This window comes from Rhodococcus koreensis (genome assembly GCF_900105905.1).
Taxonomy (GTDB): domain Bacteria; phylum Actinomycetota; class Actinomycetes; order Mycobacteriales; family Mycobacteriaceae; genus Rhodococcus_F; species Rhodococcus_F koreensis.
Genome location: NZ_FNSV01000005.1, coordinates 5,509,697 through 5,535,369 on the forward strand (window position 1 = coordinate 5,509,697; position 25,673 = coordinate 5,535,369).

Sequence of the window (25,673 nt, forward strand, 5' to 3'; positions counted from 1 at the left end):
GTGCATCCGAGTTGCGCGAAGGGGGTGCAACCTGTGACCGGGCTCAGCTGGGATTCCCGGAGATCCGTGCATGAATCTCTCGATCAGCCCGGATTCCGGATTCGATCGCGCCATCGATGAACCCGTTCCATCCATTCGCGAGATCCGAACCAGCGAAGAAGACCCTGCCCTCGGGCTTCTGCAGCTCCGCGAGCAACCTCGTTGTCTGGCCCGGTCGGAACATGCACCAGGTGCCGCGCGAAAACTCGTCGCTTGCCCAGTCATGTCCCGTGGTGGCGACGACTTCCAGATCCCCGAATAGCTTCTGGAGTTCTGCACTGACCTGGTCAACGTCACTGGCGTTCAGATCAGCCCCTTCGGGGCCGAATGCGATCAGCAACTGGCCGTCATCGAGAACCTTGTCCGTGACGACATAGTTGATCAAATGGTTCTCCGGAGCAACAGCGAAGAACGGCTTGGGCAAGTCCCCTCGAACGTGCACCCACGCTTTCGAACCACGGCCGGGCTGGCCCTCAGAAATCCCCGCTTGTTTTGCGGCGGACAGTGCGGGACTGAAATCAATGGCACCGAAGGTATTCAATGGTGCCGCGACGACCACGTACTGAGCCCGCAAGGTATCCCCTTGCCGGGTGGTCACGACCACACCGTCATCCGATTGTTCCACCGCGGCAACGGGGGTGCTCAGCCGAATTTCGGCTGAGGAATCGTCGGCTATGGCCTGGATCAGAGAGCGTGTTCCGTTCTTGAGTTTGTAGCGCCCAACCGTATCGAATACTGCATTGATATCGAATCCGCTCAGCGCATACCAACGCAGCGCAGCAACCAGACCGACGTCTCCACAGGGAGCGGAGCCCATGGCTGTCCACAAGCCATTGGCCAGGTCCTTCTCTTCTGGAGTCAGGTCGAGTCCGTCGATCCGATCTTGGATCGACAACTTGTCGACGACCTCCAGCGCATCCTGATGGTAAAAGGGCTCGAACGGTCGCTCGAGAACCTCCCGAGCGTCCTGAACGACCATCTCCATGAGGGACTCGATAGCCGCCGAGGCCTCCTCGTAGGGAACGCTCTTCCGCAGGCCTCCGGTCACCGTGGCCGCGATCTCAGGCGCGGACACTCCGATGGTTTCGACAAGCTCGAGGTTGTAGCGCGAGATTTCCGCGAACGCATGTGGCTGGAACCAATGAACCCACGTACCTCCCAACTCCAACGAGTGCCCCGGCAGAGCGTCGTCCTTGTACCAGGTTCTGCCGCCAATGCGATCCCTGCCTTCGAGCACGACCACGTCGTACCCCCGGCGACTGAGTTCCCGAGAAGCGGTGATGCCGGCGAAGCCGGCTCCAATGATCACAACATCACATGACTGATTGTTTCCCATGTCCTCATCCACTGATAGTCAAGAATTATTTGTCGGTGACAATTTGATTCGGTCACCTTCGGAACGAAGTAAAGTCCCCGGAATTGGGGCTACTGTCCTCCGGTTGTCTCCACGGTCGCTCGGCTCGAATAAGCGCTCCTCTTTCCGATCCCTCTCTTGCGAAGCTTCAGTCGCTCTTCTTGACGATGTGAAGGACGCTGGTGTCGGTGAATTCCAGGAGCCCTTCCATGCCGAACTCAACGCCGAGACCCGATTGCTTGCGTCCGCCGAAGGGAACGTCAGGCAGGACGGCACAATGCGTATTCACCCAGACCGTGCCACTCTCGAGGCGCTGCGCGACCCTGGTGGCGCGCTCCACGTCGGTGCCCCACACCGAATTGCCCAGGCCATATTCGGTCCCATTGACCTGCTCGATCACCTCGTCGAGGTCGTCGTACTTCACGATGGCGCGGACAGGCGCGAAGGTTTCCTCGGCGACGAGTGGACTGGCGTGATCGATGTCGCGGACGACGGTGAGCTGCACGAAATAGCCGGGGCCGTCGAACACGTCGCCGCCGGCGATGATCTTTCCATCACGCGCTGCGATCTCGAGTGCCTTCTTGGCAGCCTCCAACTGCTTGGGGTTCTGCACCGGACCGTATTCGGTGTCCGGGTCGAGTCCGTGACCGACCTTGGCGTCGGTGGCCAACCTGGCGAACTCATCGCAGAACTCGTCGTATTGCGAAGCGTGCACGAAGATCCGCTTGATGTTGATGCAAACCTGACCGGAGTTCCAGAATGCCCACTCGAAGATGCCTTTGGCGACCTTCGATACGTCTGCGTCGTCGAGCACGACGGCTCCGTCATTCCCGCCCAACTCCAAGACAACTCGTTTGAGAGTCTCGGCGCTGCTGGCCATCACCTTGCGGCCTGCGACGGTGGAACCGGTGAAGGAGATCTTGTCGACCTTCTTGTGGGCGGTCAGGTAGGGGCCCAGGTCGCCGCCGTCGCCCACCACGTTGACCACTCCGGCCGGAACCAGATCCTGGAGCATCTCACCGATCAGCATCGCGTTGAGCGGTGTGGTTGGTGCGGGTTTGATCACGATCGTGTTGCCTGCGAGCAATGCCGGCGCCACCTTGTAGATGGTCTGGAAAAAGGGGAAGTTCCACGGGATGATCCCGAGCACGACGCCGATGGGCTTGCGGTGGATCTCGATCCTCGAGTCCTCGTCGTCACGCACCACTTCGGGGTCGAGGCGCAGGTCGGCGATGTGGCGCATCCAGATGAGGGCCGAGTCGACATCACCGTCGGCCGAGGCAGCCGGTTTGCCTGTTTCCAATGTGATGATCCGCGAGATCTCCTCCCGCCGCGCCTCGATGCGCTGCGCGAGCTGGTGCAGGATTCGTGACCGCTCCTCCACCGTGGTGTTCTGCCACTCTCCGAATGCGCGGGCCGCACCCAGGTATGCATCATCGGCCTGCTTCTCATCAGCGACCGGCGCCGTCGCGATGACCTCGCCAGTTGCCGGGTCGCGGACCGGCTGACTAGTCGCTCCTTCGACTAATTGCCCATCGATCAGCTGCTTGAACGTCTGATCCGACAGATCGACTCGGGCAACCGAAGTGTCGAGCTGAGGGGGTGCGGGAGAGGGGGCGGTGGTCATGTCGTTGTCTCCATCGTGGGGGAATTTCGGGGGCATCGTCGGTCGCACCTCGCTCGTCGGATGCGGAGTGAGCGCTGGCCGACCGTTCCGATGGGTAAGGTGATCCGTCCGGCTGGATCGAGTGACAATGAACTTAATCACTAATTTCAGGTGGCAACATATGCGTGTGCACAGTCAAGGATGAACTGTCTGTGCATGCCCACACTCGGTGGCGCTTGATACGTCTTCTCCGAGGAATTTGGAGAAGCCGCGACTGCCGATGGATCGCTGCCCACGAAAAGGGCGTTGCCGAGGTCGTTTTGGGCGCTTTCTCCCGCGCGACGAATGACGCCGAGTTCGAGATATCGCGAATAACTCAGCGGCACTGTATAAATCGACCGTTTCGGGGCGCAGAAGGCTCTCGCGCAGATCTGGAGGTCGAGGAGCGGGCCCTACTTGTCTCTGACCGCAAACGCGGAGGCGCGGACCAGGAATTCATCTGACCTGCAATTTCTGCACAAATGCATATCGGCGTGCAGGACTGTCCCTTGTTCGTCCACACGCTCGTTCCTACCTTTCTTCTAACCGCATCAGAAAGGGGACATCATGGTCCAGAGCGACTCGGTCTCGTCAGTTCGTGGTCTCATTCCAGCCCACCTCACTCCAATGTCGAGGGGAGGAGCGATTCACTGGGACGCACTCACCACCCATCTCCGGTGGCTTGCGGCAATACCAGGAGTTGAATGGATCACCACCACCGCCCACGCCTCGGAGGTCGCGACCCTGACCACCGACGAACGCCAACGCATGATCGAGCACGCCGTCTCCGTCGTTCCGGAATCCGTCGGCGTGGTCGCCGGCGTCTACGACGACGGCAGTGCCCGAGCCGCGGCCGAGGCACGACGTTCGGTCGACTCTGGAGCGAAGGCGCTCTTGGTCTTCCCCTCGGGAGTCTTCGCCGGCGGGTCGCAGCAGCGCTCGGAATCGCAGCGTTCCCACTACGAAGCGGTCGCTGAAGCTGTGGACGTGCCCCTGATCATCTTCAAGTATCCGGTCGGCAACCCTCTCACGCTGCCGCTCGAGACCACCCTGGAAATCTGTCAGACCATCCCGACCGTGGCGGCCATCAAGGAATGGTCCTACGACATCGTCGAGTACGAGGACACCTGGCGGGCGATCAAGGCCGACGCGCCCCACGTCTCGGTCTTGAGCAGCTTCAGCCGCGCCCTCTTTGCATCCCTTCTGGTGGGCAGCGACGGGGTGCTGAGCGGTCACGGCAGTATCGTCGCGGATCTGCAGAGTGAACTCCTCGCCGCAATGCAGGCCGGCGACCTGACCGGGGCGCGAAAGGCCTGGGATCGCATCTACCCCCTTGCCGTTGCCTGCTACGCCGATCCCTTCTTCGACCAGCACAATCGGATGAAGGCGGCCCTGGGCATCTTGGGGCGAATCCCGAGCGACGCCACGTATGTGCGGCGCCCCTTGGTGGAGGTCGACGACACTGAGCTCGCCACTCTCGAGGCCGCCTGCGTCGCCGCTGGGCTCGTGTAACGCTCATGTCCTACGCCCACCTCTTCAGTCCGAGCGCGATCGGCGGCGTCGAGATGCGCAACCGGGTCGTGTTGCCCAGCATGACCACTCGCCTGGCCACCCCCTCCGGAGAGGTCACGCCGGAGCTCGTGAGTTACTACCAGGAACGGGCCAGGGGTGGCTGTGGTCTTGTGATCGTGGAGATGGCCTCGCCGCAGCGTCGTGGTCGGCACCGAGGGCGCGAGCTGGGCATCGACTCGGACGAGTACATACCCGGGTTGCGCTCCCTCGTCGCGGCCATCCACGAGCAGGGGGCTCGGGCCGGCATCCAACTGGGCCACGGCGGAGCGAGGGCGCTGCCGACGGAACTCGGCGGCCGCCCCCTGGCCTCGACTGCGGGGCCGGTTCCGGTATTCGAGACGGCACGCTTCGTGAACTTTCCCGAGCTCTTCGACGAGGATTCTCTGGAGCAGCTCGTGGTGGATCACGTCGCCGCGGCCAGACGGGCTGAGGAGGCGGGGTTCGACATGATCGAGCTTCACGGCGCCCACGGATACCTTCTGGCGCAGTTGATCAGCGCCGACGAGAACCAGGTGCTGCCGAACGCTGCGGCCCGGTACGACTTCCTCGCGTCGTTGGTGCGCCGCATCGTCGAAGCTGTCGGAATTCCCCTGAGCTATCGCCTCAGCGGTCAGGACTACTACTCCGCCGGACAAACCGTGGACGACTCGCTCGCGTTCCTTCCCTACCTCGAGAACGCCGGCGTCTCCGCCGTCTCGGTGACCGGCGGGCACTACAAGTCCGTCGATCCCGAGATCATGATTCCGCCGATGCCGTACGAGGACGGCGTATTCCTCGACGCGGCCAGGGCGGTCAAGGCGCGCACGCGCCTGCCCGTCATCGCGGTTGGGCGGGTGAATGCCCCGGCTGTGGCCGAGGACGCTCTCGCACAGGGGTGGGCGGATTTCGTCGCGGTGGGGCGCGGCCAGATCGCCGATCCGCACTGGGCGCGCAAGACGCAGCAACACCTGCAAGTGCGAGAGTGCCTGGCGTGCAATCACTGTGTGCGGACCATGCGATCGGGTCAACAGCTCGCCTGCGCGGTGAACCCCACCGTGACGACCACCGACCGGCCCGCCACTCGAACCGTTGCGCAGCGCCGACTCGTGTTCGGTGCCGGGCCGGCCGGCCTGACCTACGCAGTGGAATCGGCTCGAGCGGGACACGAGGTGTACGTCATCGCGCGGGACCGCACCTGGAAGGCGGCGGCAGCACCCACCTTCAACGGCTACCGACCGGATCGACAGCGGATGCGCCGCTACTTCGACGGACTGTGGAGGGAGGCCGTCGAGGCCGGGGTTCACATCGCCCCGGAAGGGGAGCGGGAACCACCGCCCGAATGGCGTACGAACGTCGACGTCGTCGCTGACGCCAGAGGCGCCACGTACGTGGGCAACCTCGGTCCCCTCGTCCGCATCCTCATCCGAGTCCTGTCCCGCGTACCCCTGCCGAAGCGGCTGATGAAAAGCGACCGGCTCCACCACATATTGCTCTACGACCTGCGCAACCCCCGGAGGAAGGAGCCGACCCGCATTCCGGGGGCTCGCACCATCAAGATCGGCGACGCGGCACAGCCGGGTGAGTTGGCCGCTGCCGTGCGCGATGCATTCACCCAAGCGTGGAAGGAAAACAGTGATGACTAATCACCCGATGCGATGCATCGTCACCGGCGGCAGCCAAGGCATCGGCGAGGCCATCGTCGAGAAACTCCTGTCAGATGGAGCTGCTGTCGCCGTAATCGACCGGCAGGCGCCCTCGGCGCGACTGAAGGACCGAGTCGCTTTCGCCGAGTGCGACGTGAGCAACGCCGCGGCTATGGAGCAGGCCGCCGTGGCGTTGACAGCTGCATTGGGCGGGCCGCCCACCACGGTGGTCGCCAATGCAGGAAGGTGCGTATCCGGCCGGTTGGCGAGCGACCCGGTCGACAACCTCGTCAACCACTTTCAGATCAACACCTTGGGGGTGCTCAACACCTTCCGCCCCCACATCTCCCAGATGCGCGCCGAAGGGGGTGGATCACTGATCGCGATCACCTCGAACTGTGCGCACAAGCCCCGCCTCGACCTCGGCGCCTACTGCGCCACCAAGGCCGCCACCAAAATGATGGTCGAATGCCTCGCACTCGAACTCGCAGCTGACGGAATCCGCGTCAACGCTGTCGCTCCCGGTTCCTGTGACACCGAGATGCAGCGCCGTCAATGGGAGGAGCTCGGTGTCCCGAAGGACCGACAGGTCGTCGGCGACCTGACGTCCTATCGATCCGGCATCCCGGCAGGCAGGCTGGCGACGCCAAACGACATCGCACAGGCGGTCGGCTTCCTGGCCTCACCGGCGGCCGAGTTCATGCGAGGCGTGACGTTGGTCGTCGACGGCGCTCAGTCGATCTGAATGACATAGGTGCGCAGTCGCTTTGAACCTTGCAAAGCGATTGGCGCCACCAACCGTCCACGCAGCGCTCCACCGAGGCACCCAAAACGGGTCCTCCCGACATCCCCGGAGAATTCGTCATGACCGGCACCCAGGACCCCACGGCGACCGTCGAGTCGGCGACGCAACGCGGAAACGCATCCCCACCGTCCACCCGCAGGGCGATGCTGGGCCTCGGCCTCGGCAACACCCTCGAGTGGTACGACTGGATGATCTTCGGCCTCCTCGCCGCGTTCATCGGGCCGCAGTTCTTCCCGTCGCAAGACCCTGTGTCGTCCACCCTCGACGCGCTGGCCGTATTCGCGGTCGGGTTCTGCGTCCGGCCGCTGGGCGGAGTCCTGCTCGGCAATGTCGCCGACCGTATCGGCCGTCGCCGGGTGATGCTCTGGTCGGTCGGCATCATGGCGGCCACCACCCTCGGCATCGCGCTGCTGCCGTCCTACGACTCGATCGGCGTCTGGGCCGGGATCCTACTGCTGGCATGCCGGCTGCTCCAGGGCCTGTCCACCGGCATCGAGGCACCGCTGTCCACGGCGTACGCCGTGGAATTGATGCCGGCCGGACACGAGGGTAGGGCGGCCGGTTACATCAGCTTCTTCCAGAACTTCGGCATCCTGCTCGCCTCCGTGGTCAGCTTCGCGACCAGCTACACCATCGGCGGCGACGCCATGTCGACGTGGGGCTGGCGGGTCCCGATGCTGGTCGGTGCTGCGATGAGCTTTTTCGTGCTCTACCTGCGGCGTGCGCTGCCCGAGACACTGTCGGAGGAGGAGAAGGCCGAACGCACGTCGGGCACCTGGGAGGGCGTCCGACGGCACTGGCTCGGCCTAGCCGCGATCATCTTTGTCGTCGGCGCCGCGCAGGCCTACAACTACGCGTGGAACGTCGGTCTGCCCAGCCTGGCCCGCGGCACCTACGGCGAGAATCCGACCACGATCTTCGCCGTAACCAGCATCCTCGGCGTAATCATGCTGGTCGGATCGATCATCACCGGCCGGATCGCCGACCGGGTGCGCCTGTCCCGGGCGTTCGTTGTCACTCGCCTCGCGGTCGTCCCCGGCATCTTCCTGATGTTGCTGTACGCCGGCGACGGTCTGAGCACCTTCACCGTGGTCCTGCTGCTGGGTGGCGTACTGCTGGCAGCGAACATGACGCTCTACAACGTCGTGTCCACGTCGCTGATGCCCAAGTACTGCCGGGCAACCGGCACCGGGCTCGGCTACGGCATCGCCGTCGCCGCCTTCGGTGGCACCGCGTCCTACCTGATTGTCTGGTTGCAGAGCCGCAACTTGTTGTGGGCCTTCCCCGTCTACACCGCCGTTCTGTCGGTCATCAGCGTGGTCCTCTACATTGCAGCCCGCCGCCGCAGCGGCACCTTCGCCGGAGAGTGAACACCACGTCGCCAGCATGTACTGACCAACTACGAGGAGCACCACGATGAGCGACAGTGTTGACCAACATAGACTCGCCAAGACACTGACCTGGCGCGACGGAATGGCCCTTGCGCTTGCCCTACCTACTGGGTTGTTCGTGACATTCGGCTATCTTCTGGGGGTCGTCGGCGCCTGGGTTGCAATCACGGTCTGGTTCGTTGGTGCAGTTGTCAGCTATCTCCAGTGTCGGGTGTTCGCGGAGATGGCATCGATGTTTCCGCGCGACTCCGGGGGCGTAGCGCGCTACGCAATCGAGGGCTGGAAGAAGTACTTCGCCCCGATCGGTGCCATCGCCGCGTTCGGGTACTGGATCGGTTGGTCTCTGACAATCTCCATGGCTTCGGTCGTGTTCGGCGAACTGATCGAGGCGACGTGGTTTGAAGGAAACACACTCGACATCGACGTCCTTGGCAATCACCTCGGGCTCGAGCACGTCTTCGCTCTCGGTGCCATGCTGTTCGCCTGGGCATTCAACTACTTCGGCTTGAAATTCGGTGCCACGGTCAACAAGGTGCTCGGCCTGCTCGTGATCGCAGGTCTAGCCGTGGTGTCGGTGGCGTGCCTGGTCAGCCCGTCGATCCATTGGTCGACGGCCAACTTGTCGTGGTCGGTTGACGGAGACTGGAAAACCGTGGTCGTCGTGCTCTACGTGACCGCGTGGGCGGTGTACACAGGCGAGATCGTTGCGTCTTTCGCACCCGAATACAAGGACACATCCCGCGACACTTCCAAAGCCATGACGCGAATTTCGCTGTTCATGATCGTGCTGTTCGTCGTAGTGCCGCTGGCCCTGGCCGGCGGCCTTGGTGAGGGAACGATTCGCGACAACCCGGTGACCTATGTCGCGGTGGCGTTCGACCACGCGTTCGGCGGAGCGTCGTGGATCGGAACCCTCGTGATCGCCTTCTCGCTGCTGGTGGGGATGATCTCCACTACCGCCGACGGGGGCCGCGCGCTGTTCGGCCTTGCCCAGGAAGGGATGACCATCAAGCAACTCGACTGGGTCAACCGGTGGGGTGTGCCCGGCCGATCCCTGACCCTGGACGTGCTCCTCAACGCGACCGTCATGGTCCTGGTGGGGCATCCGGTGAGCATCCTGCTGGCGAGCAATCTCGGCTACCTGCTGGCGATCATCCTGGGTTTGGCGGCCTTCATCCTGCTACGCAAAGATCGCCCGAACTGGCCGCGGCCGATTCGGCGGAGTAACGCGTGGATTCCGGTCGTGGCCGTCCTGGTGGTGTTCAACGTGTTCATCACCGTGATCGGCGTCCTCAATCCCGAGCTTCTGGGCTACGGCGGCGCAAGGGAATCTCTGCTGGCAGTGGGTATCTTGCTGTTCTCGGTCGTGCTCTATGTCTATCGACGCGTCGTCCAGGACAAGCTTCCATTGGTCTGGCGACTCCCGGCTCCTGCCATGCCCGAGGGCGCGGACGCTCTCGCCCTCGAGCTCGAGATGCGCGTGACCAGGGGTGCTGGGACCGTCCACGAGGAGGTAGCCAATAACGCTGGGTTGTGCACTATTCGGCAGAGCCAGGAACCGAGCGTGCGGCCGGTAAAGGCATTCACCGACCACGACGACTGATCCGGTGTACGAAAAGGGGCCCACACGCGAGAAGCACGGCGCGGGCAGCTACCAACGCGGCCTGTGCCGGCGGTCGGCCAACTTCATCTGAGCGAGGAAAGGGAAGTGACTGTGAACAACTCGGAAGCCGGTGTGGACCGCCGCGTCATTATCACCGGAGGTACCAAGGGGATCGGTTACGCCTGCGCAAAGCTATTTGCACGACGGGGTTATCGTGTGCTGATCTGCTCACGCAATGCAGCCCAGGCCAATGCGGTGGCCGCGGAGCTGAGTCAGCACAGCGGTCAAGTTGCCGGAATGGCTGCGGATCTGGCGGATCCAGATGTGGGTAACAGCATTGTCGATCGGTGCCTCGATCTATTCGGCGGGGTCGACTATCTCGTCAATAACGCCGGCATCTATGAGTCGATCGCGATGGTCGACATGACGGCCCAGGGATGGGACGCCACTTTGCACAACAACTTGCGTGGTGCGGCACTCACTTCTGCTGCGGCGGCCCGTGCCATGCGGTCCACCGGCGGCGGATCGATCGTCAACATCGCCTCGGTCAACGGGCTGGCGGCGGAGGCCAACTTTGCGCCCTACAACGCGTCGAAAGCCGGACTGATATCGCTGACTCAGACCAGCGCCATTGAGTGGGCCGATGAAAACATCAGGGTCAACTGCGTTGCGCCCGGCTGCATACGAACACCGATGGTTGATCCGCTGGTCGCCGATCTATCCGATGAGGTCATCGCGCGGTACGTACCGATGCGCCGACTGGGTACGCCGTCGGAGATCGCGTCAGTGGTGGCCTTCCTCGTCTCCGACGATGCTAGTTACATCACGGGGCAGACCATCACGGTCGATGGCGGCACCCTGACCCGCCAGCCAATGCTCTGAGAAGACAGGACGCGAAGACGTTGGCGATCAGGACGCCGAGTAATGCGCCATCCCGTAACTGGCGAGCTTGTCGGTGACCAGCACCCGAGGAGCCAGGCACTGCCTGGTCGAGAGCTTTACGGAAGAGTCGTTCGTCGGCCTTGCAATCGCGCCTGCGCTGAACGCGGTGCCTTCAGGGCAGTAGTCGGTCGATCTCGAATGCCAGGCAGAGTTCGGCGACATCTCTTGGCCGCGACAGCGATTTACCGGTCCACTCCTCGATGCGGTGGAGTCGATGCCGGACGGTATTCGGATGGCAGTAGATCTTCGCAGCGGTCTCGTTCGCTGAACCACCTGTATCGAGCCACGCCGCGAAGGTGTCCACCAGAATCTTGCGCTCCTCGGGTGGCAGGTCATCGATCGGTCCGAGCACGGACTTCCCGATCCGTTTCATGGCCTCGGGTGCACTGACGGCGGCGAACGCGAGCGCAGACCCGTCGAAGACCGTGATCAAGGAGTCGCCGGACGGTCTCTCGCCGGTGGCTATCCGGGCGAGTCGAAGTGCTTCGCTGGTCTCGTTGAGGTCGTCGAATTGTGGGCTGATGCCGACGCGCGAGGTGGCAACGGTGTCGAGGACGTCGATCAGCTCGTGGAGGATGTCGGGGCGGCGGAGGAAGACGATGCCGACCTGGAGGTCGGGTAGCAGTCGCCATGCTGAGCGGATGTCACGGACGTCGAGCTTGCTTGCGATTTCCGGGAGACCGAGTTTGCCGATGGCGGGAACCTGCGCTGCCACAACGACATACGGGCCAGCTGTCGGCAACCGCAAGAGGTCGGCTGTCTCCCACAGACTCTGTATGTCGGTGATGCGGCGGAACAACAACGCTTCCACGAGCGCCGAACGTTCCTCCTCGTGGTTGAGGACCTGAATCGTTTGTTGGTGCCGGTACGCGTCGGTCATCGCCTGGGTGAACATGTCCTGGGCGATGAGGATCTGCGAGGTGGCGTTCAGGATCGCGGCGAGCGGCACCCCGCTACTTCTCGCCTCCGTGACCGTCTTCTCCCACATGAAGCGGAAGCCGACCCGGTACGCCGCCATCACCGCCGGCAACGGGACGCCGGCCAGCGCCCGGGAGGTCCCGGTCGCTTCCGCTGCGGAGACGTCCATATCGGTGTCTCCGGCCAGCGCACGAAAGACGAAGGTCATGTTCGCGCTGCAGCTGCGCTGGATCTCGTCGGTGCTCACGAGGGTGTTCGACCGGTAGTAGTCGATGTCGCGACGGATGACCGCGGCCAGCGCGGCACCGAACTCGTCGGCACGGGCCAGCATCGCGTCGGCGAGTTCGACGATGGGTGGATCTGGTCGTCCCTCCATACCGACACGATAGGCCGAATCGACGCCGGTTGTGAGCGCACACACCGGCGGCCGATGGACGTTGTTCCCGCGGCCATCGACTGAGGCGGCGCCAGGAGTCACCCTTGAATCAACGGCAAAACGCCAACAGTCACCGGAGGTCCTCTTGTCCAATATGAGTTTGAATCTTGTTGCCTCAGCGCGAAAATACCCGGACAAGATCGCGCTTCGCTGCGGCGATCAGGAATTTACCTTCACCGAGTTCGACGCGGCGGCCGCGCGAGTCGCGACCTTCCTCGACCGCGAAGAAATCGCGGCCGGCGATCGGGTCGGGTTGATGTTGCCCAATACGCCGGCGTTCGCGCTGGCCTTCTACGGCATCCTGCGCAGCGGTGCCATCGCGGTGCCCATGAACCCGTTGCTCAAGTCCCGCGAGATCGAGTTCTACCTTTCCAACACGGGTGCGACAGCTCTTTTCGCGACACCGGCCTTCGCTGCGGAGGCCACCGCGGCCGCCGCGGCGGCCGGAGCGAAATGCTGGCTGGTCGACGATGCCGATCTGGTGAGGCTGACGGCGGATCTACCCGAACAAGTGAGTCCGGTCGACCGTGCCGGTACAGACACCGCCGTCGTCCTGCACACGTCGGGGACGACCGGCAAGCCGAAGGGGGCCGAACTCACCCACGGCGGCCTCGACCGCAACCAGGACGTCGCCGCGCGCACCCTGATCGAACTGGGGCCCGACGACGTAGTGATGGGGTGTCTGCCGCTCTTTCACGTCTTCGGACTGACCTGCGGGCTGAACACCTCGGTGTCGGCGGGGGCGACGCTCACACTGATCCCCAGATTCGACCCGCACACGGCCCTCGACGTGATCGAACGCGACGCAGTCACGGTGTTCGAGGGCGTGCCGACGATGTACTCGGCGCTGCTCGGTGAGGCGAGGGGGATTCCTTCCTCGGCGACGGCGTCCCTCCGCGTCTGCGTATCCGGCGGCGCCTCCCTGCCGGTTCAGGTACTCACCGACTTCGAGAAGATGTTCGGTGCCACGATCCTCGAGGGCTACGGGCTGTCCGAGACCTCCCCGGTAGCGTCCTTCAACCACCTGCACCGCGAGCGCAAGCCCGGATCGATCGGTACCCCGGTCGAGGGTGTCGAGATGCGGATCGTCGACCTGGTGGGCCACGAGGTCCCGCAGGGCGAGCTCGGCGAGATCCAGATCCGGGGCCACAACGTGATGAAGGGGTACTGGAACCTGCCGGACGCGACGGCGTCGGCACTCTCGGTCGATGGCTGGTTCTCGACCGGTGACGTCGGCAAGGTCGACGAAGACGGCTGTTTCTACATCGTCGACCGCAAGAAGGACCTGATCATCCGCGGTGGTTTCAATGTCTACCCCCGGGAGGTCGAGGAGGTGCTCTACGAGCATCCGGTGGTGGTCGAGGCCGCGGTCATCGGTCTTCCGCACGACTCACTCGGCGAGGAGATCGGCGCTGCGGTCGTCCTCGAGGACGGCGCGCGGGTCGATCCCACCGAACTGCGCGACTTCGTGAAGCAGCGAGTCGCCGCCTACAAGTACCCGCGCCGCGTGTGGATCGTCGACAGTCTCCCGAAGGGAGCGACCGGCAAGATCCTCCGCCGCGAGGTAACCGTTCCTACAACCGAAAGCACCAAGTAGTCATGACGAACCCGACCAAGAGCCCGACCACGAGCCCCGACGAGCTCGCCGCGCCGTTGGACCTGCTGCTGACCAGCTCCACCCGAGGATTTTTCGGCCGAATGCTCCCGAATGGGGCCTGGGCCCGGTCGGCGGTCAATCTCACCAAACGGCAGCGCACACTCGCTCGTCGCGGCACTACCCTGGCCCGCGAACTGGGCACGATTGCCGTCGGGACCTGCGAACGTGCCCCCGCGAGGGGTGACAAACGCTTCGTCGATCCGGCATGGCAGGGCAATCCCCTGCTCAAGCGAACCATGCAGGCGTACCTGGCAGCAGCGGAGACGGCCGACAAGCTGTTCGACGATGCCCAGTTGGATTGGCGCGACGCGGAGAAGATGCGGTTCGTTCTCGACAACATCGTCGAGGGGTTGGCGCCGACCAACAACCCCCTGATCAGCCCGGTCGGTTGGAAAGCAATGATCGACACCGGCGGGCTGAGCGCCGTGCGCGGATTGAAGGCCTTCGCCCGTGACATGCTGTCCCAGCCCAGAATTCCGGCGATGGTGGATCCCGACGCGTTCGCCGTCGGCGAGACCGTCGCCACCACCAAGGGGGCTGTGGTGTTGCAGACCCGGGCGTTCGAACTGATCCATTACGCACCGCAGACACCGAAGGTGCGCTCGATCCCGCTGCTGTTGATCCCGCCCGTGATCAACAAGTACTACATCATGGACATCGCTCCCGGTCGCAGCATGATCGAGTACTTCCTGCAGCAGGGCCAGCAGGTCTTCACGATCTCGTGGCGCAATCCCCAAGCTCGGCATCGCGACTGGGATGTCGATACGTACGGCGCGGCGATCGTCGAGGCGCTCGATGCGGTGCAGAAGATCGCCGGGACCGCCAGCGCGCACCTACTGGCGACCTGCTCGGGTGGCATCCTCGCCGCCATGACCGCGGCCCATCTCGCTGAGATCGGTGAGGGTGATCGGATCGCCGGACTCACGCTCGCCGTCACGGTGCTCGACCAGAACAGGGCCGGCTTCGCGTCGGCCGCAATGAGCGAGCGCGCAGCGCAGGCCGCCATCCGGGCGTCGAGGTCCAAGGGGTACCTCGACGGACGGGCGATGGCCGAGGTGTTCGCGTGGCTGCGACCGACGGATCTGGTGTGGCGGTACTGGGTGAACAACTACGTGCAGGGCCGCTCGCCCGCGGCCTTCGACGTGCTGTTCTGGAATGCGGACACCACCCGGATGGCGGCCGCGCTGCACCGCGACCTGGTGCTGATGGGATTACGCAACGCGCTGACCATCCCCGGGGCGGTGAGCATGCTGGGAACTCCGGTCGACCTGTCGAAGATCACCGCGGACTCGTACGTCATCGGCGGTGTCGCCGATCACATCTCCCCGTGGCAGGCCTGCTACCGCAGTGCCCGGCTGCTCGGCAGCAAGGACAATCGGTTCGTCCTGTCATCGAGCGGCCACATCGCGGCACTGGTCAACCCGCCGGGCAACCCCAGGGCGTCGTTCCGGATCGGCCAAGTCGATCAGGACACGGCCGAAGACTGGGTGCACACGGCCGAGCAGGCCACCGACTCGTGGTGGCCGGACTACATCAGCTGGCTGGCCGACCGCAGCGGCCCCGAAGTCGACGCACCGCAAACCCTGGGCGGCCCGGGCTATGCACCCCTCGCCCCAGCGCCCGGCACCTACGTGCACCAGAACTGACACCACCTGAGAGACGACGATGACCACACATATCGCCAACCCGGCGGACTTGCTCGACCTGACCGGACAGACCCTCGGAACCACCGCGTGGTACGAACTCGGCCAGGACCAGGTGAACCTCTTCGCCGACGCGACCGGCGACCATCAATGGATCCACACCGACCCCGAACGCGCCGCCCGGGGGCCGTTCACGGGGACGATCGCGCACGGCTACCTGACGCTCTCGCTGGCCCCGCGAGTGCTCGCCGACGTTCTGACCATCGACAACGTGCAGGCCGCGCTGAACTACGGGCTGAACAGGGTGCGGTTCCCGGCGCCGGTGCCGGTCGGTGCCAAACTCCGGGCAACGGTGACCGTCACGTCGGCCCAGCACAAGCCCGCCGGCGTCGAGGTCGTCTTCGGACTGATCTACGAGGTCGACGGCACCGAACGCCCGGCCTGCATCGCCGATGTCGTGGTGCTGTACCGATGAACGCGGACATCGAGGCCGAGAGATTCGTCGCGACCGCCGGTCAGCGGATCCGCGTCAGCATCCGGCCCGGATCCGCCGGCACCCGACGTGTGCCGCTGGTCTTGTGCAACGGAATCGGGGCCAGCTACGAGGTGCTCGATCCGTTGGTGGCGCAGCTGGATCCAGAGATCACCGTGATTCGGTTCGACGTTCCCGGCACCGGCGGATCCCCCGCGTCCGTTGCCCCCTACGGGTTTGCCTACCTGGCCTGGATGCTGGGGCGGGTGCTGACCAAACTCGACCTCGGCGTCGTCGACGTGCTCGGGTTGTCCTGGGGTGGGGCGCTGGCACAGCAGTTCGCCGTCCAGAATCCGCGCCGGTGCCGGCGACTGGTCTTGGCCGCGACCGGCACCGGCGCAGTGATGGTTCCCGGCAACCCTCGGGTGCTGGCCAAGATGCTGACACCGCGCAGGTTCCGCGACCCGGCCTACGCGGCCTCGATTGCCGGCGACCTGTACGGCGGCACCACGCGCCGGCAGGGCGACGACGTTGCCGGGCTCTTCCTCCAGCAGCTGCACGCCGGATCGAAGATCGGCTACTTCCATCAACTGCTCGCCGGAGCGGTGTGGACGAGCCTGCCCCTGCTGCCCGCGATCAGGCAGCAGACCCTCCTCGTCGCGGGCACCGACGACCCGATCGTGCCCGTGGTCAACGCCCGCATCATGAATCAGCTGTTGCCACATTCAACCATCCATCTGCACTCCGGCGGACACATCGACCTGGTCACCAATGCCACCGAACTCGCGCCGGTGATCACCACCTTCCTTCACGACCCAGGAGTAAGCCCATGAGCCCCAGTCCGAACATCGACACATCGGATTTCTATGCATTCGAACAGATGCTCTCCGACTCTGAGCGCGCAATGCTGCACTCCGTGCGCGATTTCATGACCACCGAGGTCGACCCGATCATCAACACACATTGGAATGCCGGGACCTTCCCGTTCGAGATCGTGCCCGGACTCCGGAAACTCGGCATCGCCGGCGTGCCCTACCAGGGCCATGGCTGTGCCGGACGGAGTTACCTGCTCGACGGGATGATTGCGATGGAGCTGGCCCGCACGGATTCCTCGATAGCCACCTTCAACGGCGTGCATGGCGGCCTCGCCATGGGATCGATATACCTGTGCGGTTCGGACGAACAACGCGAACGCTTCCTCCCCTCGATGGCACGGTACGAGAAGATCGGATCCTTCGGGCTGACCGAACCCGACGTCGGCTCCGGTGCGTCGGGCGGGCTCACCACGACCGCCGAACGCGACGGTGACACCTGGACCCTGAACGGGCAGAAGAAATGGATCGGCAACGCGACGTTCGGCGATCTCACGGTCATCTGGGCCAAGGATGTCGCCGACGGCCAGGTGAAGGGATTTGTCGTCGAGAACTCCTCGCCCGGATTCACGGCGGACAAGCAGGAGCACAAGATCGCCCTCCGGATCGTGCAGAACGCGCTCATCACGCTCGACAACGTGCGGGTTCCGGAGCACAACCGCCTACAAGGCGCGAACACATTCAAGGACACCGCCGAGGTGCTCCGACTGACACGCGCGGGCGTGGCCTGGATGGCGGTCGGATGCGCGCGCGGCGCATACGAGAACGCGCTGAGATATGCCTGCGCTCGTGAACAGTTCGGCCGGCCGATCGGCGGCTTCCAGCTCGTGCAGGACCTGCTGGTGCGGATGCTCGGAAACATCACCTCGTCCTTGGCCCTGTGTGCACGGCTGTCCCAGTTGCAGGATCAGGGGCACGCCGAAGACCGGCACTCATCGCTCGCCAAGGCATTCTGTACAGTCCGAATGCGTGAAACTGTCGGATGGGCGCGGGAGTTGATGGGCGGCAACGGAATACTACTGGAACACAACGTAGGCCGATTCGTCGCCGACGCGGAAGCGATCTACTCCTACGAGGGCACCAGGGAGATGAACACCCTGATCGTCGGACGGTCGTTGACCGGACACAGCGCCTTCGTATGACGCCCGCGTGCGCCCGCGACACCGTCCCCGCAAATCTGCGCCGAGCGAGAACCCGGCCCACGTAGTCGCTCCCTCCGGCACAGTAGAAGTGGCGCCGTTGGGTCTCAGATGACGGCCCGTTCCACCAGCGGCTCGTTCTTGGCGATGCGCTCGTAGGCGAGCGGGGACAGGTCGAGAGTCCGGAATTCACCGTAAGTGATCAGCTCGGCGACACCGCGACCACAGGCGGGTGCTTGCTGGCTACCGTGACCTGAGAACCCAGCGCACATCAGTAGGTTCGTGACCTCGGTATGGGGACCAAGGATCGCATTGTGATCGAAGGTGTTGAATTCGTAGTGGCCGACCCAGGAATCGATCACCGTGACCTCGCCGATTGTCGGCACGCGGTTCGTGATGACCGGGAGGATCTTCGTCTCCCAGATGCCTTCCTCATAGGCGAAATCATCGAAACCCACTGCAGGATCGCCATCCCTCGGCGGGCACCCTGCGAGGTAGTTGTCGTCCCCGAACGACCTCATGTGGACGCCAGTGGGATCGATGGTCAGCGGCAGGTCCTGATCCAGCGGAGTCTCTGCGGAGAAGATGTAGGTGTAGCGGCGTCGAGCTTCGATCGGCAGATCCGCGCCCGCCAATTGCGCGACGAGTCCCGCGCGGGTGCCTGCAGCATTGACAACCGTTCCCGCGCTGATCACCTCACCGGTCTCGAGCGTGACACTGTCGATGCGTTCACCCGAGCGGGTCATGGAGACGACTTCGTTCTCGATGTAGTCGGCACCATTTTCCCGGGCCTTGCCGCGGAGCCACTCGACCATGGCCAGGGCATCGAAGGCGCCTTCGTCGACTGTGTTGAGGCTTCCCGCAACGATGTCGTCGAGGTTGTAGAAGGGATACTTCTCGGCGATCTGGTCACGCGCGAGAATCGCGGTGCCGGCCCCGCATGATGCCTGAAGCTGTTGATCCTCACGCAGTGTCTCGGCGAACTCCTCGTTGTCGGCGAGGTACAGGTACCCGAAGTTCCGGATCGGAATGTGCGGGATGGTGAGGTCTCCACCCAGGTTCTCCCGGAACTTCTTCACGAATTCAGCCGCGTACTGGGCGATCTCGACGTTGATCTGGGTGGCGAACTGTTGACGCATACAGTTGTTGCTTGCCATGGTGGCGGAGTGCGTCAGCCCGGCGTCGCGCTCGACAACCAGGATCGAGCCCGTGAAGTCGGGGTTGGTGCTCAGGTACCAGGCGATCGCAGAGCCGCTGGTGGCGCCGCCGATGATGACGACGTCGTACGCGTCCTGCGTGGGTTGCTGCGGGATGGGGGAAGTGGTGCTCATAGGGCGGGATCGCTTCCTGACAGGGAATGGTGAGATTTCGCTGAACGACTGGGTTTCTCAGCACGGAGACTTAGTCAAGTTTGTAGATTCGACCGGTCTGTGCGCCTTCTATGGAGCGGATGTAGGCCTGCGCGACGTCGGCGAGATCGACGGAGGAGAAGCCTGGGAAGTAGTCCCCGTACGCATCCAGTGCCTCGGTGAACACGGTGGGGCTGACGGCGTTGATGCGCTGCGGGGCGATTTCGATCGCGGCGGCCCGAACGAAGGCTTCGACCGCCCCGTTCGCGAGGGACGCGGCGGTCCCGGTGGGAATGGGGGTACGCGCGAGGATGCCCGTGATGAGGGTGAACGATCCCGTAAGCGAGACCCGGTCGATCCCTTGGCGGACCAACTCCACCTGGCTGCGGACCTTACCCGCGTACGCGGCGGAGTAGTCATCGTCGGTCATCTGCTGAATGGGCTTGTACGGTACGACGCCTGCAGCGCTCACGACGGCGTCGAGTACACCCACCTTCTCGTAGAGTGCGGCCACGGCTCCAGGGTCTGTGATGTCGGCACGGAAGTCGCCTCCAGTGCGGTTGGCGGTGACAATTTTGTGGCCACGATCTGCGAGTGCGGTGTAGACCGCAGATCCGAGTCGGCCGGTGGATCCGATAAGCAGGATGTTCATGCGGCCAAGTTATCGACACCGATAGTAGGAAGAGAAATACTTCTTGACGACCGGTTATGCTTGAAAGTTATGAATATCGAGTTGCGGCATCTGCGTGCGCTTGCGGCGATCGGGGACGAGGGAAGTATCACGGCTGCTGCTGCCGCCTTACACACGGCGCAACCAGCGTTGTCGCGCACACTCAATCAACTCGAGGATCGGGTCGGAACACGGTTGGTCGAACGAACCACACGAAGCTTGGAACTCACCGCGGCAGGCAGGCGGTTATGGGAAAGGGCGCACCGCATACTTCAGAGCGTCGACGACGCCATCGCCGAGGCCACGGCCGGACCAGCTCCCCTGCGGGTCGGATACGCATGGTCGGCGCTGGGGCGGCATACGGTGACATTGCTACGAACCTGGAAGGACGAAAATCCCGATGCGGCGCTCGTTGTCAGGCAGGTCGACAACCCCGAACTTGCCCTGAGGAAGGGCGAGGTCGACATTGCGTTCTTCCGGTCGTCGTTCCCCAGTCCGGACACGTTCGAACACGTGCTCCTAGGGTATGAAGATCGCATGGTTGCGGTTGCCGAGGACGATTCGCTCAATCAGACAGGTCCGTTGTCACTCAGCGATTTGTCGAGGCGACGCATTGCACTGTGCTCCACCGCGGGAACGGCTGACTTGGATTTGTGGCCAGCGAACGAGCGTCCTGAAAGTACGGTGGTCGTTGCAAATGTTGACGAGTGGTTGACCGCGATCGCTACAGGTGAAGCGATCGGGTTAACCAGTGTCGCCACGGAATACAGCCATCCGCATCCAGGCGTCAGCTACACCGCGCTACCCGATGTCGCCCCGGTGGAGGTGTACCTCACGTGGCCCCGGAACGATCGCCATCCGATGACCGGGCAGTTCGTCGAGCACGCGAGTTACCTGTTGAGTAAGGAGACCACCGCCGCCCATCGAGCGCCAACCGGGCGCTAGGGGATCACGGCTGTCGGTGATGATCGACGTCGCCAATGCATCCAGGTTGGCGGAATGGACTCGAGCAGGTCCGCCGGGATCACCCGCCCAGGGTGGGCACCAAATGATGCGGTGATGATGCCGATGGCGGGCAGGTCCTGAAGACGACGATCACCGCGTATCACCGTCGTGGCTGGGGTGAGGGCAATGCGGACGTTCATTGGGTTGGGGCAAGCCCCCTGGGGTCGCCTGCGGGGGGCTTTGGGCGAATAGTGACTCGCCGACGTCTGGGGTGTGTGTTTGGTAATCAACTGGTGAGGGTAGGAACGTAATTTGCATCGGTTATGGTGTGCTTACAGTTTCAGACCTCACGACTCGGTGCAGGTGTGACTCGGCACACGCTCTGCTGAAACCCCACATCGCCGAATGCGTCAAAGCTTACGCATTTGATGCTGCAGCGGGCGAAGCATTTTCGGGGGTGGTGGGGAAGCGGCTTTCGGGGGGCGAGTCGCGCTGTGGAGCCCAGAGTATCGTGTTGGCCTGCCCAGATAGGTAATAGCTGGAGACGTCGAAAAGTTAGCTCAGGTGAGCTTTTTGACTACCGAGAGAAGTTTGCCGTTACTGTGTGCGTTCGACGATTGCCCGCGAAGAAGGAGAACAAGATGGCCCAGTCACCGAATGGTTCGAAAGGTTCGGCGAAGACGACCAGAGAGATTCGCGAGTGGGCGATCGGTGCGGGTCTTGATGTGTCGCCCCGCGGTCGGATTCCGGCAGAGATCGTAGAAGCCTTCGAGGACGCTCAGGCCAAGAAGGTTCAGGCGACGACGGCTTCGGCGAAGAAGGTTCAGGCGAAGAAGGTTCAGGCGAAGAATTCGGCCACCGTGAAGGCGGCCGTGACGAAGGCGGCCGTGAATAAGGTGGCCGCGAAGAAGGCTCCGGCGGCGAAGACGACCAAGGATATTCGCGAGTGGGCGATCGGTGCCGGTCTTGATGTGTCTGCCCGTGGTCGGATTCCGGCTGAGATCGTAGAAGCCTTCGAGGACGCTCAGGCCAAGAAGGTTCAGGCGAAGACGGCTCCGGCGAAGAAGGTTCAGGCGAAGAAGGTTCAGGCGAAGAATTCGGCCACCGTGAAGGCGGCCGTGACGAAGGCAGCCGTGAATAAGGTGGCCGCGAAGAAGGCTCCGGCGGCGAAGACGACCAGGGATATTCGCGAGTGGGCGATCGGTGCGGGTCTTGATGTGTCTGCCCGTGGTCGGATTCCGGCTGAGTGTCAAGGGACATGGGAGCGTCCCTGTAGGCGGACAGGTGGTGTCCCTATGCGCGGACAGCTGATCTCCCTGTCGGCGGTCAGCTGATCTCCCGCACCATCAGGTCAGGGGCATCACCCCGCGTCCGGCGGTGGCCTCCTGCAATCGCAGCGAGGTGCCTTCGGTGATCACGACATGCGCATGGTGGAGCAGTCGGTCGACCGCGGCGGTCGCGAGCGTTTTCGGCATGATCGTGTCGAACCCGGACGGGTGCAGGTTGCTGGTCACCACGACGCTGCGGCGCTCATAGGCGGCATCGACGAGGCGGTAGAACGCCTCGGCGGCGGCCTGACCGGACGGCAGCATGCCGATGTCGTCGACGACGATCAACTCGGCGCGGGTGATCTTGGTGATGGTCTTGGTGATCGACCCGTCCACCGCCGCCCGCCCGATCGCGGCGGTCAACGTTTCGAGGGTGAACCACGACACCCGCATGCCCGCGTCGATCACCGCATGCGCGAGCGCCTCGACGAAATGGGTCTTGCCGGTCCCCGACGGTCCGCTGACCGCCAGGTTCTCGGCGCGCTGCACCCACTCCAACGTGCTCAGGGCTTGCTGGGTAGGAGCCGGGATCGATGAATCCTGTTCCCGCCATGAGGAAAACGTCTTGCCGGCGGGAAGCCCGGCGGTTTTGCGGCGCATCGCCTTCGTTGCCTCGTCCCGGCCGTGGACCTCCTCGTCGAGAAGGACCTTGAGGACCTCGGTCGGATCCCACCGCTGCGCTTTCGCCGTCGCCAGCACCTCCGGTGCGGCAGCCCGCAGGTAGGGCAGACGCATCCGTTTGAGGACGGCGAGGAGGTCGTCGGGCAATGGCGGTGCGGGGTTCATGAGCTTGCCTGCGCACTGGTGCTGCCGAATCCGGCCCAGGCGGCGGTGCCGGGTTGGACCGAATGCTCCTCGTCGGCGACGACAACCGCGCCGGCTGTGGTGTCGGTGTGGTGCGCGACGATCGCCGGCAGGTCCCCCTCGGCGAATCGGCCCGCTTCGGCTGCTCTCGACAGTGCCGAGTCGACGGTCTCGGCGCCGACGAATACGGCCAATTCGACTGCGGCGGTCATCTTCGCCCGGATCCGGACCGTGCCGGCCGCCGACGCGGCGACCAACCAGGTGTGCGCCCCGGGTCCGAGGTCGAGGAACCGGGCTTCGGCCGCGGAACGGGCCTTCGGTCGTGGTGGGCGTGGTGCCCCGTCCGGTTCTTGGGGGTGGCCGGGGTAATGCGCCAGGTCGATGCTCGGATTGCCGGGTGTCGAAAGACGGTGCCGCGCAATCTCTGTCAAACCACGACGGTCACCGGCCCAGTCCGGGGTCCGCGGCAGGGAGTCGAGGTCGGCAACGACGACCAGGTCGGTGCCGGCAGCGCGCACCCACACTTCGGTGCCGACCAACCCCGGTGGCGTCGAATACCGCACCGACCCGAACCGGATCGTCTGATCGGTGCCGACGCTGCGGGTGGTGCCCAATGCCAGGGTGTGTGGGGCGGTCGGCAGGGTGTGCAGCCGGGCGCGTTCCTCGGCCAGGGCCTCCTCCGGGATGCGGGCGCTTTCGCGGTGCCGACGGGCATTGACCGTGGCGCAGAACTGCTCGCACGCGGCCTCGAGGTCGGCGAACGAGGCGTAGTCCGGCAGCAGGTTCGCGTCGGTGGGCACCAGATCGGCTTTGGCGATCTTGACGGTAGCTTCGCTGCCGCCCTTCGATTCGGGGTCGAAGGGCACGCAGGTGTGCACGGCCATGCCATAGTGGCGGGCTGTTTCGACGATCTGCGGATGCCGCACCGGGATCCCGGCGACGTGGTCGATGCTGACCGTACGGGGATTGTCGGTCAACGCGTAGGTCGGCACCCCACCGAAGCGGCGCACCGTGGCATCGAGGCACGCGATCAACGTCGGCAATGTTTGATCCCACACCGGGATCACCACCCGGTAGCGTGACCATGCCAGCCAGGCGCAGAACAACAGGGTCGAGCGCAGGATCCCACCGGGCCCGGGTACTTTCGGGCCCGCACCCCAGTCGAATTGCATCCACAGTCCGGGTTCGGTGATCCACGGTCGGTAGGTGCGGCGGTGCCCGGCCCGCCATGCGGCTTTCGCCTCCGCGACGGCGCGTCGGGTGGTGCGTTCGGTGCCGTCGAAGCCGAGAGCGACGAGGCGCTCGTGGACGATGTCGGCACGAACCTTGCCTTTGCTGCGCTCGACCCATTGCTCGATCTGGGGTAAATGCTCGTCGATGATGCGCGGTCGCCGCGACGGGCCGGTCACCGGCATCCCGGCGTCACGGGCGGCGACGTAACGTCGGACCGTTTTCGGATCGACCCCGGCCAGCTGCGCCGCGGAGTGCGCGGTGCCGGTGGTGTCGTAGGCCTCGAGAATTTCCATGATGTCCCTGTCAGACTTCTTCATGCGTCCCTCCGGTGGGAGTCGCTCGTAGGTGGTCGAAGACCTCGAGCAAAACCCCGGAGGGGCGTCGGTGTCAGGACCGACACACCGCCGGCCCCTTGTCCATCGACAGGGAGATCAGCTGTCCGTCAGTAGGGACGAACGTGTCCGTCTACAGGGAGGTTGGCATGTCCGCTAGCAGGCTGAGATCGTAGAAGCCTTCGAGGGCGCTCAGGCCAAGAAGGGTCAGCCAAAGAAGGTTCAGGCAACAAGGGGTCCGGCGAAGAAGGTCGCTGCGGGCAAGCCGGCTGCTGAGAAGATAGCCGCGCAGAAGTCGGTTGTGAAGACGTCGGCCGTGAAGAAGGTAGATACGGAGAAGCCTGTCGTGAGGAAGGCTCCGGCGGCGAAGACGACCAGGGATATTCGCGAGTGGGCGATCGGTGCCGGTCTTGATGTGTCTTCCCGTGGCCGAATCTCGGCCGAGGTCGAGCGGGCCTTCCATGACGCTCAGGTACAGAAGGTTCAGGCAGAGACGGTTCGGGCGAAGAAGGTCGCCGCGGGGAAGCCGGCCGTGAAGAAGGTCGCCGCGAAGAAGACGGCCGCGAAGAAGGTAGCCGCGAAGAAGACGGCCGCGAAGAAGACAGCCGCGAGGACGGCTCCATTGAACAGCGCGGCGGCGAGCAAGGCTCCGGTGAAGAGGACGACCAGGGATATTCGCGAGTGGGCGATCGGCGAGGGCCTCGATATATCGGCCCGTGGCCGGATCTCGGCGGAGATCGTAGACGCCTTTCATCTGGCTCAGGCCAAGGCGCCGGCCGCATAGGCAGCAACACGGCCGTGATGAATCTCGCGGCAATCGTGCTGCGAAACACCCAAGGTGCCGTCGGGATACCTCCGACGGTGAGGTGACACGGCTAGCGCAGGGCAACCGCCCACGACAT

Annotated in this window: 21 protein-coding genes; 14 read left to right on the top strand and 7 right to left on the bottom strand. The window is 64.1% G+C overall.

Annotated features, from left to right (window positions below):
* Positions 1-43: 43 nt before the first annotated feature.
* A complete protein-coding gene (locus tag BLV94_RS29620; protein ID WP_072947235.1) occupies positions 44-1,375 on the bottom strand; it encodes a flavin monoamine oxidase family protein in 1,332 nt (443 codons plus the stop codon).
* Positions 1,376-1,541: 166 nt separating this feature from the next.
* On the bottom strand, positions 1,542-3,020 hold the full coding sequence (locus BLV94_RS29625) for an aldehyde dehydrogenase family protein (protein ID WP_072947234.1): 1,479 nt from the start codon (positions 3,018-3,020) through the stop codon (positions 1,542-1,544).
* 585 nt (positions 3,021-3,605) lie between these two features.
* Between BLV94_RS29625 and BLV94_RS29630 the strand changes: the two genes are divergently transcribed.
* The 6 genes from BLV94_RS29630 (at position 3,606) to BLV94_RS29655 (ending at position 10,913) form a co-directional block, all read left to right on the top strand.
* Positions 3,606-4,550: a dihydrodipicolinate synthase family protein gene (locus BLV94_RS29630; protein ID WP_072947233.1), complete on the top strand. Its 945-nt coding sequence runs from the start codon at positions 3,606-3,608 to the stop codon at positions 4,548-4,550.
* 5 nt (positions 4,551-4,555) lie between these two features.
* Entirely contained in the window at positions 4,556-6,232 is a 1,677-nt protein-coding gene (locus BLV94_RS29635; protein ID WP_072947232.1) for an NADH:flavin oxidoreductase, read from the top strand.
* Complete coding sequence (locus BLV94_RS29640) at positions 6,225-6,977, top strand: SDR family oxidoreductase (RefSeq protein ID WP_072947231.1); 753 nt, start codon at positions 6,225-6,227, stop codon at positions 6,975-6,977. Before BLV94_RS29635 ends, BLV94_RS29640 begins: the two co-directional genes overlap by 8 nt.
* Before the next feature lie 119 nt (positions 6,978-7,096).
* Complete coding sequence (locus tag BLV94_RS29645) at positions 7,097-8,407, top strand: MFS transporter (protein ID WP_072947230.1); 1,311 nt, start codon at positions 7,097-7,099, stop codon at positions 8,405-8,407.
* Positions 8,408-8,453: 46 nt separating this feature from the next.
* The gene (locus tag BLV94_RS29650) at positions 8,454-10,031 is read left to right on the top strand and encodes an APC family permease (protein WP_072947229.1); all 1,578 of its coding nucleotides are present in this window, start codon (positions 8,454-8,456) and stop codon (positions 10,029-10,031) included.
* 105 nt (positions 10,032-10,136) lie between these two features.
* Positions 10,137-10,913, top strand: coding sequence for an SDR family NAD(P)-dependent oxidoreductase (locus BLV94_RS29655; protein WP_167372191.1), 777 nt, complete (start codon positions 10,137-10,139; stop codon positions 10,911-10,913).
* 172 nt (positions 10,914-11,085) lie between these two features.
* Here the strand turns inward: BLV94_RS29655 and BLV94_RS29660 are convergent, their stop codons facing one another.
* Positions 11,086-12,267, bottom strand: a complete 1,182-nt coding sequence (locus tag BLV94_RS29660; protein WP_072947302.1) for a PucR family transcriptional regulator — start codon at positions 12,265-12,267, stop codon at positions 11,086-11,088.
* 145 nt (positions 12,268-12,412) lie between these two features.
* Here BLV94_RS29660 and BLV94_RS29665 point away from each other — a divergent pair, with 145 nt between their 5' ends.
* From BLV94_RS29665 to BLV94_RS29685, 5 genes are read left to right on the top strand one after another with little or no spacing between them, the layout of a single operon-like run.
* Complete coding sequence (locus tag BLV94_RS29665) at positions 12,413-13,924, top strand: long-chain-fatty-acid--CoA ligase (protein ID WP_072947228.1); 1,512 nt, start codon at positions 12,413-12,415, stop codon at positions 13,922-13,924.
* 2 nt (positions 13,925-13,926) lie between these two features.
* Positions 13,927-15,630: a PHA/PHB synthase family protein gene (locus BLV94_RS29670; protein ID WP_072947227.1), complete on the top strand. Its 1,704-nt coding sequence runs from the start codon at positions 13,927-13,929 to the stop codon at positions 15,628-15,630.
* A 19-nt stretch (positions 15,631-15,649) separates the two neighbouring features.
* Positions 15,650-16,102, top strand: coding sequence for a MaoC family dehydratase (locus BLV94_RS29675; RefSeq protein ID WP_072947226.1), 453 nt, complete (start codon positions 15,650-15,652; stop codon positions 16,100-16,102).
* Positions 16,099-16,932: a poly(3-hydroxyalkanoate) depolymerase gene (gene phaZ, locus BLV94_RS29680; RefSeq protein ID WP_072947225.1), complete on the top strand. Its 834-nt coding sequence runs from the start codon at positions 16,099-16,101 to the stop codon at positions 16,930-16,932. Before BLV94_RS29675 ends, phaZ begins: the two co-directional genes overlap by 4 nt.
* Positions 16,929-18,113, top strand: a complete 1,185-nt coding sequence (locus tag BLV94_RS29685) for an acyl-CoA dehydrogenase family protein (RefSeq protein ID WP_143051433.1) — start codon at positions 16,929-16,931, stop codon at positions 18,111-18,113. Before phaZ ends, BLV94_RS29685 begins: the two co-directional genes overlap by 4 nt.
* Before the next feature lie 104 nt (positions 18,114-18,217).
* Here BLV94_RS29685 and BLV94_RS29690 read toward each other — a convergent pair whose 3' ends face one another.
* Complete coding sequence (locus BLV94_RS29690) at positions 18,218-19,441, bottom strand: NAD(P)/FAD-dependent oxidoreductase (RefSeq protein WP_072947224.1); 1,224 nt, start codon at positions 19,439-19,441, stop codon at positions 18,218-18,220.
* A 70-nt stretch (positions 19,442-19,511) separates the two neighbouring features.
* Positions 19,512-20,111, bottom strand: coding sequence for a short chain dehydrogenase (locus BLV94_RS29695; protein WP_072947223.1), 600 nt, complete (start codon positions 20,109-20,111; stop codon positions 19,512-19,514).
* A 69-nt stretch (positions 20,112-20,180) separates the two neighbouring features.
* Here BLV94_RS29695 and BLV94_RS29700 point away from each other — a divergent pair, with 69 nt between their 5' ends.
* Both BLV94_RS29700 and BLV94_RS29705 read left to right on the top strand, forming a co-directional pair.
* A complete protein-coding gene (locus tag BLV94_RS29700) occupies positions 20,181-21,074 on the top strand; it encodes a LysR family transcriptional regulator (protein ID WP_072947222.1) in 894 nt (297 codons plus the stop codon).
* A gap of 641 nt (positions 21,075-21,715) precedes the next feature.
* Positions 21,716-22,408 carry an Lsr2 family DNA-binding protein gene (locus BLV94_RS29705; protein WP_341866477.1) on the top strand — a complete coding sequence of 231 codons (693 nt, stop codon included), beginning with the start codon at positions 21,716-21,718 and terminating at the stop codon, positions 22,406-22,408.
* A 12-nt stretch (positions 22,409-22,420) separates the two neighbouring features.
* Here the strand turns inward: BLV94_RS29705 and istB are convergent, their stop codons facing one another.
* Positions 22,421-23,188 (bottom strand): IS21-like element helper ATPase IstB, encoded by a 768-nt coding sequence (istB, locus tag BLV94_RS29710; protein WP_072951752.1) that lies wholly within the window; start codon positions 23,186-23,188, stop codon positions 22,421-22,423.
* Positions 23,185-24,756, bottom strand: a complete 1,572-nt coding sequence (gene istA / locus BLV94_RS29715) for an IS21 family transposase (protein ID WP_304363181.1) — start codon at positions 24,754-24,756, stop codon at positions 23,185-23,187. Before istA ends, istB begins: the two co-directional genes overlap by 4 nt.
* A 331-nt stretch (positions 24,757-25,087) precedes the next feature.
* Between istA and BLV94_RS29720 the strand changes: the two genes are divergently transcribed.
* The gene (locus BLV94_RS29720; protein WP_244163686.1) at positions 25,088-25,555 is read left to right on the top strand and encodes an Lsr2 family DNA-binding protein; all 468 of its coding nucleotides are present in this window, start codon (positions 25,088-25,090) and stop codon (positions 25,553-25,555) included.
* Positions 25,556-25,673: the final 118 nt, after the last annotated feature.